The following is a 12,334-nucleotide window of genomic DNA, read 5'->3' as shown; positions in this document are numbered from 1 at the left end:
GGAGCAGACAGAAATAGGCGAGTTCTATGACAACTTTCATTGCGCCTGTGCCTAGCAAAAAGAAAACCCGTCGATTATCCTGTGCTTATGCGCAAGACAATTGACGGGCTTCTGTTACCTTTTATTCGGCTCTATTCTCCTTCCGGAAAATCAGCGGCGTCGCCGATGGCGGCTACGCTTTCAAGTTCTTGCAGCAAGTTGGTGAACTTGTCGCGCGCGCCCTTCACAGCCGCTTTGCCGAGCGGCAAGTGCAGCGGTGGGTTCTCTTGGCGCACCAAGTCGAACATAGCTTTGGCAGCGCGCTGTGGGTCGCCGGGCTGCTTGCCGCTGTAGCTCTGAATGCCTTTCAGGTTCTCGCCTACGGTGGCGCGGTAGTCTTCGATGGCCGTATCGACGAAGCTGGCGGAACGGCCAGCCCAGTCGGTGCGGAAGCCGCTAGGCTCGATATTAGTCACGTGAATACCGAGCGGCTTCACTTGCTGAGCCAGGCTCTCGCCAATAGCTTCGAGGGCAAACTTGCTGGCGTTGTAAACCCCAACACCCGGGAAAGTTTTCAAGCCGCCAATACTGGTGATGTTAAGGACATGGCCACTTTTCCGCTCCCGTAGGTGCGGTAGCACCGCCCGCAGCACGTGCAACGGCCCGAACACGTTTACATCGAACTGGCGCTGTACTTCCTGCGCCGAAATTTCTTCGATGCTGCCCATAGAGCCATAACCCGCGTTGTTCACTACCACGTCGATGTGGCCGAGGACTTGAATGGCGTCGGCTATGGCCTGTTTCACTTGCTGCTCGTCGGTCACTTCACACACCAAGCCGCGGCCGTTTTCGCCGGCTTTCTGCGTGAATTCGTCGGCTTGCTCTTGCTTGCGAAAAGTAGCGGCTACTTTGTCGCCTTTGCTGAGGCAATATTCGGCTAACTCTTTGCCGAACCCGGTACTTACGCCGGTGATAAACCAGTTTTTGTTGTCTGTTGCCATGGTTGATAACTAAAGGGAGACGCTAAGCCATGAAGGCTACGGCGGCCTTTTCAACTCCTAAATGGCAACTGAGGTTTTAATTGCAGCAATAAATGCTGCCCATTACTACTTAGTTGGCACCCTGAATGCGCTGCATAGTTTGGCTTTCACTTGCCATGGCAGAACCACTTTTGCTGGTTCAACCAACTAAAAAAGAACCGTTCATGCTGCGTTCATCTGCGTGAGCTGATATTCATGGCACGCAATGCCACTAATACCTGGAACGAAGCCGGTAAAACCTATTAAAAATGCTTCGGGCTAAAAGTAGGTTTTGGTAAATGCAGGAAGTTGGCTTCTTGGCATTGCCTTGAAGTATACTACTGCCGAACACATGCAGCAAAAGTGCGCCCTAAATAGCTTCAACTTCTTTAGGCGGCACTAAAAGCGCCATTAGAAGCAGTTCTGATCAGAAATAGGTATCCTGTCCTGTTCTTCCCTCTCTCCCTTGGAAAAGCTCTGGCGTATCGTCGGAGCTTTTTTATTTCCGTGCAAAATACTTCACTTGGGAAGCCTAATCCTTACTAAAACAACCATTTGATAATCCGCATTCCAACTTTTCGCCGTAGCTTTGACCGGCAATAAGAGAAACCTAACTTCCTTGTTGCCATGGCCGATTACGCCACCTCCAATTCCAAAATTGCCTTCGAGGCGCTCACCTACGACGACGTCCTGCTGCTTCCCGCATACTCGGAAGTACTGCCCCGCGACACCGATCCTAGCGCCCAGCTCACCCGCAACATTCGCCTGAAGCTCCCCTTCGTTTCGGCCGCTATGGATACCGTTACGGAGTCGGAAATGGCTATTGCGCTGGCGCAGGAAGGCGGTATCGGTATCATCCACAAAAACATGAGCATCAAGGCGCAAGCCGAACTGGTGCGCCGTGTGAAGCGCTCGGAAAGCGGGATGATTCTGGACCCATTTGTGCTCCAGGAAGCTGCTACCCTCGCCGACGCCAAAAAGCTAATGCGCGACAATAACATCGGCGGTATTCCTATCGTCAACGAGCAGCGCCAACTCAAAGGCATTTTAACCAACCGCGACCTGCGCTTCGAGAAGGACATGAACCGTCACGTAACGGAAGTCATGACCCATGCGCCTCTCGTAACGGCCAAGGCCGGCACCGAACTAGCCGACGCCGAGGACATTCTGCAAGAATCGAAAGTAGAGAAGCTACCTGTTGTTGATACCGACGGCCGCTTAGTAGGGCTCATTACCTACAAAGACATTCGCAAGCGCCGCCGCACGCCTAATGCCTGCAAAGATGAATACGGCCGCTTGCGCGTAGGCGCCGCCGTTGGCGTAACCCCCGATTTGCTGGACCGGGTAGCAGCGCTAGTGGAAGCCGGCGTGGACGTAGTAAGCGTCGATACTGCCCATGGCCATAGCAAAGGCGTGCTCGATGCCGTGCGTAACCTCAAACAGAAATTTCCGAAGCTGGAAGTAATTGCTGGCAACGTGGCTACTGCCGAAGGGGCCCGTGCTCTGGCCGATGCTGGCGCCGACGCCGTGAAAGTCGGGGTGGGGCCAGGTTCCATCTGCACCACGCGCATCATTGCCGGTATTGGTGTACCGCAGCTTTCGGCGGTACTCGAAGCCGCCCGCGGCCTCGAAGGCACCGGCGTTCCGCTTATTGCGGATGGCGGCATCAAGTTTTCGGGAGACGTGGTGAAAGCGCTGGCAGCTGGGGCCAGCACCATTATGATTGGCTCGTTGCTGGCTGGTACCGAGGAAGCTCCCGGCGAGGTGACTCTCTTTGAAGGTCGCAAATTCAAGAGCTACCGCGGTATGGGCTCGGTGGAAGCCATGGAAGACGGTTCGAAAGACCGGTACTTCCAGGACGCCGAAGATGACGTGAAGAAGTTGGTACCCGAAGGCATTGTAGGCCGCGTAGCCTACCGAGGACTGGCCTCCGAAGTACTGTTCCAATTGGCTGGTGGCCTTCGGGCCGGCATGGGCTACTGCGGTGCCGCTACTATTGAAGCACTACAGCAAGCGCGCTTTGTGCGCATCACGGGGGCGGGCCTCCGTGAGTCGCACCCGCACGATGTTCAGATTACGCAAGAAGCTCCTAACTACAGCACCAAATAAGCAATAGCTCGGGATGATATAGCAGCGGGCCGGCTCCTTATGAGCTGGCCCGTTTGTTTGTGTAAGAAGTTGATTAGCTCTATAAATATATACTTGGCTTGCCTAGGAGGATTCAGGCGGTTGCTGTATTTTCAATGGGTAGCTGCAATCCTCTTTTTCTAAACCCAAGCTAGCATAAGCGTAGCTTTCAGTATGCGCGTTTTCAGCTCATCTTATTTATATATTCATCACGAGCCCAAGCTTCATTCGTTGGAGCTAGAGTGGCGGGGTCGTACGCAAGGAGATGAGCTACGGGTTGGCGTGTGCAAGGGCCTCGAGTTTGCGCAGCAACACCAGATTCGGGCCTGGATTGCCAACATGACCCACATGCATGTTATCTGCCCCGAAGATCAGGCATGGCTTAAAGTGGAATGGCTACCACGGCTTCGTCCGCTAGGTATCGAGTTTCTTGCCGTAGTCATTTCAACTGATGCGCTCAACCGCTTGTGTGTTCACAATATCATGTGTGAAAGCGAACAGGATGGCCACGCCCCGCTTGAAACAGTTTACTTCAGTTCGGCGCAGGACGCCCGCGACTGGGTACGCCAAGCTTGCGAAGGTTCTTCGCTGCCTTGGATTGAGCGCCGGCGCTAGCGCAAAACAGTTTCCCCTACTTCTAGCTTTCCTATTTAGTGCAGTCAACAACCTAGGTGGTTGCTGGCTTTTATTTTTTTAAGAAAAACTTTACTTCAACTTGGTTGAACCGCGCAGGCAACAATATTCCTGCCGCACTTATATCTTAGCGGTCCGTTTTTGCTCGAGCCTGCCACTTTTCTTATTAGGCTGGCTCTGTTTCATACTCTATGCCCTTTCGCCAGAAGCTGAAAGCTATTACTTTTCCTCTCACCGTCCTTAGCTGGCTGTTGCTGCTACTAAGTACGCTAAGCAATACCAATGGCCGCGCTGCCGAGTGGCTGGGTGGCCCTTGGCCCGAATGGGTAACGTTGACTGCGCAGGCTGCTTTTGCCGCTGGCGCCTTTATCTACCAACGTGGCCGCCCCGACCCTTTGCACGGCAACGACTTTGTTGGCTTGCTTCGGCGCTTGTTGCTGGGGCCGGGTATGTTGGCTACTGCCTGCGTGGGCTTGCACCTGCTCGAACGGTTGGTACAGGTGAAGTTCCCCACCGATGACCAAACGTTTTTTGCCTGCGTTTACACCGTCAATCTGGCCTTGTTTGTTGTCTTCCTGGCGTATACCAATTACTCTTGGCGCAGCTTGGTGCTTTTTCGGGCCTCACCGCGAGTGCAGCGCCAATGGGTATGGTTCGAGGTGCTGTTGGGCTTTACGTTGCTTTTCCGCTTGCTCGATTGGGTTCCACCTCACCCCTTCGATTACCTGATAGTAGGTGGATTAGGCATATTTGGGGTATATCTGAGCGGTAATCAGCAGTGGGTGGCTTACCTCAATCGTCGGCAGAAATGGGAAGCTGTATTGCTGCAAATAGCCATTATGCTGGCCTTAGCGGTGTTTGTGGCTTACTTCCTGCGCATTCGCAACGACCTTAAGCTAGTAGCCCCCGCGCCGCAGCACGCCTTCTTGCTCCTTAACGCTTTCTTTGGAACCTTCTATGCCTTCATGGGGCTGATGGTTACCATCTTCAACCTGCCCACGGCCGGCGTATTCGAGCAAAAGCGCGAAGAGATTTTGAGTATGCAGCGCCTGACGCAGCTTATTCAAAAAGGCCAGAATGAAGAAGAAGTGTATGCCATGCTGTTCGACTCGGCCGTTCAAACGATGGATGCCGATGCGGCTTGGCTTACGCTCGAAGACAATGAAGGCGCCACCACTGTGCAGCACTACCGGGTGTCGCAAGGGCAGGCCGACGAAGTGCAGCGCTTGTTGCAAGAGTACAAGCTGAACCACACCGAATACCTCAACAACGATTTAGCTAGTACCGACGGTTTTCGGGAGCTGCATCTGCCTTACAATTCACTCATTGTGATGCCATTACGCTCGGCCAAGCGTAGATACGGGGCGCTCTACATGCTCAAAGAGCACCGCTTTGGTTTCGACCGCGAAAACCTGAGTATTCTTCAAACCTTCGCCAGCCAAACGGTACTTAGCATCGAGAACTTACAGCTAGTACACATTTCGCTGGAAAACCAGCGAGTGCAGGAAGAGTTGAAAATTGCCTCGGCGGTGCAAGACAGCCTTATTCCGAAGGACCTGCCCATTGACAGCTGGTTTGATATCAGTTCTTACGCCGCCTCCGCTCGGGAGGTAGGAGGCGACTTCTATGACTTTCTGCACTTGCCAGGCCGCCAGCTGGCCATTCTTATCGGCGACGTGTCGGGCAAAGGAGTAACGGCGGCCTTCCACGTGGCGCAGATGAAAGGCATTTTTCATGCTCTGATGCAGGAAAACCATTTGGCCCGCTCAGAGCGCGAGAAGTTTCCGGTACCTAGTCGCTTCATGACGCAAGCCAACACGGCGCTGTCTCGGTGCTTGGAGCGGTCTGCCTTCGTTACGGCCTCGCTTTATATTATTGACTATGAAAACGCAGGGTTTGTATTTGCGCGGGCTGGGCACTGCCATACGCTCTACTACCACTCTATAAAGGAGGAGGTTTCCTACTTCCAAACTGCTGGTTTAGGCTTGGGCATCATCCGCAACGATTCGTACGAGAAACATATCAAGAATCAGTTCTACGACTACAATCCGGGCGATGTGATGGTGATTTACACCGACGGAATTGTGGAAGCGCGCAATGCTGACCAGGAAGAATACGGCGAGCAGCGCCTACTCGACATGCTGGAACAGACCTTCTCGCTGGAAGCCGACGAAATCAAGGAGCAGATTTTAAATGACCTAGCGCAGTTCAGTGCGGGCCAGCCCATGCACGACGACCAAACATTGCTAGTCGTCAAGTTCAAATCCTCTCAACCTGATACCTTGAACTGACGTACCCTGACCTTATGAAAATAACTCAACATTCTTCCGCCGGTACGCTTACTCTAATCCTTGACGGTGAGCTAGACGCAAGCTCCTCGGTATTGCTGGATACAGAGTTGGCTAAGCCCGAAACACTTCAGTTTCAGAAGGTGCTTATCAACTGCAAGCAGCTGAACTACATTTCTTCGGCTGGCCTTGGAGTTTTCATTTCTCACTTACAGCAATTTCAGGATGCAGGTGTGAAGCTGGTATTCTTCAACATGCAGGATAAAGTGTACAACGTATTTGAAATTCTTGGCCTCGACACCCTGATGACCATTGTGCCATCGGAAGAAGAGGCTACTGCCGTATAAACTTATTTTTGAACGATCAGCAGGGATGAAAAACGCACTTCGGATCAGTTGTAGCCGAGGCAACCTGAAGGCTGTCCGCGACTTTGTTGCGGCTTCCCTGCTAGATTGTAACCTATCGACTCTACAACTCAATCAAATTGTACTCGCTGTAGATGAGGTAGTTGCCAACCTTATTATCCACGCCAACGGCGAGGATGAGTCGCAATACCTGGACCTTGCAATAGATATCGAGGACCACTTATTCGCTATCGAGATATTCGATAATGCTGCTACCTACTACCGGCCCTCCACTTACCACGAGCCCGACTTATCGGAATTTATTCGGTTAGGTAAAAGAGGTGGGGTAGGTATGACTTTGGTCAACCGGATTATGGACCGCGTGGAATTTAGCAGCAATGGCAGCCGGAACGTTTGTCGGCTGTATAAGCATCTCACCCCTTTCACCGAATCAAATTCAGCAGGGCAGTAAGTGCGCCTAGCAACTATCCGAGCGGGTGAGGTGTTGAGTTTTCGCGCCTACAAGCTGAGATAGGAAAGAAGGCGAGTGAGGAGGTATAACGCAACGAGACCTGCCAAGAATAAGCACTCTGCGCTGGCTCCCGCGCTATGGCTTTAACAAGAAGCTACTGCACTAGCCAACTACCTTGCTTAGCGAGTGGGCGAAAAAAATTACGTAAAATTGCAACAGGCAGTTCGCTACGCCCAGTCGACTTTGGGGAGCAATTGCTGCGTATTGCAGTTTCTTATACTTTATATGCACAAACGCATTTTGTACGCCGGCACCGTTGCCGTCGCGCTATTAGCCGCCTGCCAGGCGACCAAACCCACTACCACCGCCAAACAACCTGTTGTTGAAACGCTTGGCACTACGCCGGTGCCAGCGGGGGAGTTTGCCTACGTTTATCGCAAAAACAACAGTTCGGCTCCCGAATACGGCACGCGTGCTAGCGTCTCTGAGTATTTGGACCTCTACACCAACTTCAAGCTGAAGGTGCTGGAAGCCGAGCAGCGCGGCCTCGATACCACCCAGGCTTTTAAGCGCGAGCTAGACGGCTACAAGCAGCAGCTAGCACAACCATACCTCACCGAGAAAAGCGTAACCGACCAGTTGGTACGGGAGGCATACGAGCGGATGAGCAAAGAAGTAAATGCCTCACACATTCTGGTGCGCTTACCCGCCGAGCCCACTCCCGCAGATACTCTGGCCGCTTACCAGAAAGCCACGGCGCTGCGCCAGCGCGTGAGCAGCAATGCCAACTTCGAGCAGGTAGCCCGTGAAGTCAGTGAAGACCCCTCGGCCCGCGAAAACGGCGGCCGCCTCGGCTACTTCACGGCCATGCAAATGGTATATCCCTTTGAAACGGCTGCCTTCAAAACCCCGGTAGGTCAAATTTCGCAGCCGGTGCGGACGCGCTTCGGGTATCACCTGATTAAGGTGAACGATGTGCGGCCTGCGCAAGGCGAAATCAAAGTGGCTCACTTGATGATTCGGGCGACGCCCGGCATGCCAAAAGCCGACTCGGTAACGGCGAAAAAGAAGATCGACGAGCTCTACAGCCGCCTCACGCAGCGCAAAGAGAACTGGGAAAAGCTGGTTGCGCAGTTTTCGGAAGACGCCGGCTCGGCTGCCAACAGTGGCGAGTTGCCTCCCTTCGGTACAGGCCGCATGATTCCCTCATTTGAAGAAGTAGCTTTCAAGCTCCAGTCGCCGGGACAAATTTCGGCGCCCGTCCAGACGCCTTATGGCTGGCACATCATCAAGCTGATTGAGAAGCAGCCGGTGCCGACATTTGAAGCTATGGAGCCCACGCTGAAAAGCAAAGTGGCCAAAGACTCGCGCTCCGAGCTAAACAAGGCCGCCTTCTTAAAGCGCGTACGCACCGAAAACCAGTTCACTGAAAACCAAGCTGGCAAAGACTACGCTTTCACCAAAGCCGATACTGCGCTGGTGAATGGCCGCTTCAAGTACACGGCCCCTGCTGCGGCTACTACCACTGGCAAAGCCAGCAAAAGCGCCAAGAAGGTGGAAGGCGATGCGCAAACCTTGTTCAGCATCAAGGACAAAAACTATACAGTAGCTGATTTCCTGACTTACGTTCAGAAAAGCCAACGGCCTCGGCCCGGTGCTGAGCCGCGTTTCGTGGCCCAGCAGCTCTATGATCAATATGTAGAGCAGAGCTTGACGGACTTCGAGAAGAGCAACCTCGAAAACAAGTATGAAGACTACCGCATGCTGGTAAAAGAGTACCGCGACGGTATTCTGTTGTTCCAGCTCATGGACGAGAAAGTATGGAGCAAGGCCATCGAGGACACTGTGGGCTTGCAGAAATACTTCACCGAAAACCAAAGCAAGTACCAGTGGGAAAACCGCGTGCAGGGCACGGTTATTAGCGCCGCCTCGCCAGCTCTGCTAACCCAGGCCCGGCAGCAGCTCAAGCTCGGCCGCTACGCCGTGCCGCGCTTGGCGCCTCAACCCATCGGCTTCACTGGCAACACCGACAAGCTCGCCAAAAACGCAAGCTTAGCACTCGATGGCTTGGCTAGTGCTATGCAGGCCGACACGGCGCTGAGTGTAACGGTAACGGGCCGCTTTAAAAAAGGCGAGGCGGCCGGTATTGCACGCCGACGCGCCGCTGCCGTTGTCACTTACCTTACCAGCAAAGGCGTGGCAGCCAACCGGATCAAACAAACCACGCAGGCAAATGCAGCGGCCAGCAACACGGCGGTTGCCAATGTATTCAGCTCGACTACTACGGCCCTGGAAGAGCAGCTTAACGCCCAAAATCCGCTGTCGGTCCAGATTATGCAGAAGGCCTTTGCCAAAGGCGACAACAAGGTGGTTGACGAGCTGATGAGCCGCGGTCCTGGCTCGTACGATGTGCAGAAAGATGGCCGCTATTACACGGTTGTTATCGACAAGGTACTGCCCGCTGGTCCCAAAACGCTGGCCGAGGCACGCGGCCTTGCCACTTCCGATTACCAGAACTACTTGGAAAAAGAGTGGATAACACAACTCCGCACCAAATACCCAGTGCAAATCAACCAACCGGAAGTAGACAAGTTGGTGACCAAGTAACCCCATGCTTTTTCAAACAAGCCCCGGTTTCGGCCGGGGCTTTTTGTTTCATAGTGTTTGAGCTGTCTACTTCTCAGAGAACCTAAAACATATAGTGGAGTTCCTAGCTGTAAAATGCTCTTCACTTTCCGAAAACGGCAGCTTGCTTGAAGCTATACAAGTCCTCTGAAGTGTTACTTAGGAAGGCATGCAACGCAGACGCAACTTCTAGTCTCTTTGAATCGAACCCGGTTGCCGGCTGGTTTTTGTCGGAGAAAGGATTTATGTTGAAATTTACGCGTGGCTTTCTGCGTTCTGTAAGCTGCCTGGTTCGGTAGTATTGTTGCTCGGTACCGAACGTATCCCTTGAATCAACCCATGACTCATTCTATTGATGTATTGAAACGGGCAGCCCTGCTGACCGTATTGCTGCTGGCTGGCACCTTTTCGGCCAGCTACGCCCAGTTGGGTGTAGGCCGTCCTGTTGGCCAAACCATTGTTGACGGCATCATTGCCAAAATCGACAACCAGATAGTACTACGCTCCGACTTGGAGACCATCATGGCCCAGGAGAAGGCGCGGGCCGAGGGCAAACCTCTTCCGCCGGATATGCAGTGCCGCGTGCTGCAAAGCTTGGCCCTAAACAAACTGCTGCTAGCCAAAGCCGAAACCGACTCGGTAGTGGTGGAAGATTCGCAGGTGAAAGGCGAGCTAGACCGCCGCATGAACTACTTTGCTCAGCAGATTGGCTCGGAGAAGAAGCTGGAAGAGTACTACAACAAGCCTATCAAGCAGCTAAAAGAGGACTTGCGGCCCCAGGTGAAAGAGCAGCTGATTCAGCAGAAGATGCAGGAGCAGATTTCCGGCAAAGTGACCGTAACACCCCGCGAAGTGCGTCAGTTTTTCAACCGCATTCCCAAGGACAGCCTCCCCTACTACTCCACCGAAGTGGAAGTAGGCCAGATCATCAAGTTTGCTAAGGTGAATACTACGGCCAAGCAGGCGGCCCAGGCCAAACTCAACGATTTGCGGGCTCGCATTCTGGCCGGCGAAAGCTTCGAGACGTTGGCCAAGCAGTTTTCCGAAGATCCCGGCTCTGGAGCACAAGGTGGCTACCTAGGCTTCTTTGGGCGCAAAGAGCTGGTACCGGAGTATGAAGCGGCCGCATTGCGCCTAGAGCCAGGTGGTTTGTCGCCGGTAGTGGAGTCGCAGTTCGGTTTTCACCTAATTCAGCTGATTGAGCGCAAAGGCGACAAGTACAGCACCCGCCACATCCTGATCAAGCCAACTACCGGCAGCACCGACGTCAACGAAGCCGCTAAGGAACTAACCACGCTGCGCCGCCGCATATTGGCCGACAGTATCACGTTTGCCAAAGCCGCCAAAGACAACTCCGATGACAAGCAGTCGGGCGCAAACGGCGGCCTGCTTCAGAACCGCGAAGACGGCAGCTCGTATTTGCCGCTCGACAAGCTGGACCCCGCCATTTTCTTCACCATCGATACGATGAAAGTAGGCCACGTAACGCCGCCCATGCCCTACCGCACCGACGACGGTAAGGATGCTATGCGTATCATTTGGCTGAAATCGAACACGCCGCCGCACCAAGCCAACTTCAAAGACGACTACCAAAAGCTAGCCCAGGCCGCTTTATCGGAAAAGAAAAACAAGGCGCTGGATGAGTGGTTTGAGAAGAACCGTGGCAGCGTCTTTATCGAAGTCGACCCGCAGTACAGTGGCTGCAAGCTGCTCAATACGGTAAATTAATTGCTGATTGTTGAATGGTTGATTGTTGCTTTGCCGAAGCGGTATGAGCGACAATCAACTTTTTTTGCAACGGTTAACAAGCAGTAATCAGCCTCTAATACTTATAGAATGCGCACATTTTCTTCTGATAAAGAAGCCGCCGATGCCCTGGCGCAGTCGTACCAGACGCTACGTAAGGAAATCGGCAAAGTGATTATTGGTCAGGACGAGGTAGTACGACTGGTGCTTACTGCCGTGTTTTCGCAGGGGCATTGCTTGTTGGTAGGGGTGCCAGGCTTAGCCAAAACGCTGCTCATTCAAACCATTGCCGACTCGCTGGACCTCTCGTTCAATCGGGTGCAATTCACCCCCGACTTGATGCCTTCCGACATCGTCGGCTCCGAGACGCTCACCCAGCAGCGCGACTTCCAGTTTGTACAGGGCCCTATCTTCGCCAACATCGTGTTGGCCGACGAAATCAACCGCACACCACCTAAAACTCAGGCGGCCCTGCTTGAATCGATGCAGGAATACGCCGTGACGGTGGCCGGCCGGCGCTACCCGCTGGAGCGCCCGTTCTTTGTACTGGCTACGCAGAACCCCATCGAGCAAGAAGGCACCTATCCCCTACCTGAAGCCCAGCTCGACCGGTTTATGTTCAACATCGAGTTGGGCTACCCGAGCTACGAGGCGGAATTGCAGATCGTGAAGAACACCACTTCTGACACCAAGCCCACGGTTAGCAAAGTTTTGCACGCCGATGAAATTCAGGCCTTTCAGCATTTGGTGCGCCGCGTGCCCGTAGCCGACAACGTGGTGGAATACGCTGTAGGTTTGGTACATAAAACCCGCCCTAATACCGGCCGAGGCGCGGCCCGTGCCACGCAGCTGCTGGAGTGGGGTGCCGGACCGCGCGCTTCGCAGCACCTTATTGTAGGAGCTAAGTGCAATGCTTTGCTCAATGGCAAGTACTCGCCCGACATCGAGGACGTAAAAGCCGTAGCCCTGCCCATTCTGCGGCACCGTTTGGTCCGTAACTTCAAGGCTGAAGCCGAGAACATATCGGTGGAGCAAATCGTGAAAGAGCTGCTGTAAAAGCTTGACTCTGCATCTGCCAACCAGCTCTCTATCCAAGAAAAC

General features: G+C 53.6%; 9 protein-coding genes. 8 read left to right on the top strand and 1 reads right to left on the bottom strand.

Annotation, left to right across the window (positions count from 1 at the left end; all coding sequences use genetic code 11):
* Positions 1–131: 131 nt before the first annotated feature.
* Positions 132–980: an oxidoreductase gene (locus P1X16_RS17700; protein ID WP_277231628.1), complete on the bottom strand. Its 849-nt coding sequence runs from the start codon at positions 978–980 to the stop codon at positions 132–134.
* A gap of 645 nt (positions 981–1,625) precedes the next feature.
* Here P1X16_RS17700 and guaB point away from each other — a divergent pair.
* From guaB to P1X16_RS17660, 8 genes are all read left to right on the top strand, one after another.
* Positions 1,626–3,107, top strand: coding sequence for an IMP dehydrogenase (guaB, locus tag P1X16_RS17695; RefSeq protein ID WP_277231626.1), 1,482 nt, complete (start codon positions 1,626–1,628; stop codon positions 3,105–3,107).
* A 192-nt stretch (positions 3,108–3,299) separates the two neighbouring features.
* Positions 3,300–3,740 carry a hypothetical protein gene (locus P1X16_RS17690; protein ID WP_277231624.1) on the top strand — a complete coding sequence of 147 codons (441 nt, stop codon included), beginning with the start codon at positions 3,300–3,302 and terminating at the stop codon, positions 3,738–3,740.
* A gap of 209 nt (positions 3,741–3,949) precedes the next feature.
* A complete protein-coding gene (locus tag P1X16_RS17685) occupies positions 3,950–6,049 on the top strand; it encodes a SpoIIE family protein phosphatase (RefSeq protein ID WP_277231622.1) in 2,100 nt (699 codons plus the stop codon).
* 14 nt (positions 6,050–6,063) lie between these two features.
* Complete coding sequence (locus P1X16_RS17680; RefSeq protein ID WP_277231620.1) at positions 6,064–6,393, top strand: STAS domain-containing protein; 330 nt, start codon at positions 6,064–6,066, stop codon at positions 6,391–6,393.
* Between the two features lie 25 nt (positions 6,394–6,418).
* Positions 6,419–6,862 (top strand): ATP-binding protein, encoded by a 444-nt coding sequence (locus tag P1X16_RS17675; protein ID WP_277231618.1) that lies wholly within the window; start codon positions 6,419–6,421, stop codon positions 6,860–6,862.
* A gap of 285 nt (positions 6,863–7,147) precedes the next feature.
* Positions 7,148–9,469 (top strand): peptidylprolyl isomerase, encoded by a 2,322-nt coding sequence (locus tag P1X16_RS17670; RefSeq protein ID WP_277231615.1) that lies wholly within the window; start codon positions 7,148–7,150, stop codon positions 9,467–9,469.
* A 357-nt stretch (positions 9,470–9,826) separates the two neighbouring features.
* Positions 9,827–11,215 (top strand): peptidylprolyl isomerase, encoded by a 1,389-nt coding sequence (locus P1X16_RS17665; protein ID WP_277231613.1) that lies wholly within the window; start codon positions 9,827–9,829, stop codon positions 11,213–11,215.
* A 108-nt stretch (positions 11,216–11,323) separates the two neighbouring features.
* Entirely contained in the window at positions 11,324–12,289 is a 966-nt protein-coding gene (locus P1X16_RS17660) for a MoxR family ATPase (protein ID WP_277231612.1), read from the top strand.
* The last annotated feature ends 45 nt before the right edge of the window (positions 12,290–12,334 follow it).

This window comes from Hymenobacter sp. YC55 (assembly GCF_029433095.1).
Taxonomy (GTDB): domain Bacteria; phylum Bacteroidota; class Bacteroidia; order Cytophagales; family Hymenobacteraceae; genus Hymenobacter.
This window is presented reverse-complemented; position numbering and strand designations above follow the sequence as displayed.

Bases quoted from the DNA above. Each gene is read 5' to 3' on its own strand.
- P1X16_RS17700 (WP_277231628.1), bottom strand. From the start codon at position 980: ATGGCAACAGACAACAAAAACTGGTTTATCACCGGCGTAAGTACCGGG.
- guaB (WP_277231626.1), top strand. From the start codon at position 1,626: ATGGCCGATTACGCCACCTCCAATTCCAAAATTGCCTTCGAGGCGCTC.
- P1X16_RS17690 (WP_277231624.1), top strand. From the start codon at position 3,300: ATGCGCGTTTTCAGCTCATCTTATTTATATATTCATCACGAGCCCAAG.
- P1X16_RS17685 (WP_277231622.1), top strand. From the start codon at position 3,950: ATGCCCTTTCGCCAGAAGCTGAAAGCTATTACTTTTCCTCTCACCGTC.
- P1X16_RS17680 (WP_277231620.1), top strand. From the start codon at position 6,064: ATGAAAATAACTCAACATTCTTCCGCCGGTACGCTTACTCTAATCCTT.
- P1X16_RS17675 (WP_277231618.1), top strand. From the start codon at position 6,419: ATGAAAAACGCACTTCGGATCAGTTGTAGCCGAGGCAACCTGAAGGCT.
- P1X16_RS17670 (WP_277231615.1), top strand. From the start codon at position 7,148: ATGCACAAACGCATTTTGTACGCCGGCACCGTTGCCGTCGCGCTATTA.
- P1X16_RS17665 (WP_277231613.1), top strand. From the start codon at position 9,827: ATGACTCATTCTATTGATGTATTGAAACGGGCAGCCCTGCTGACCGTA.
- P1X16_RS17660 (WP_277231612.1), top strand. From the start codon at position 11,324: ATGCGCACATTTTCTTCTGATAAAGAAGCCGCCGATGCCCTGGCGCAG.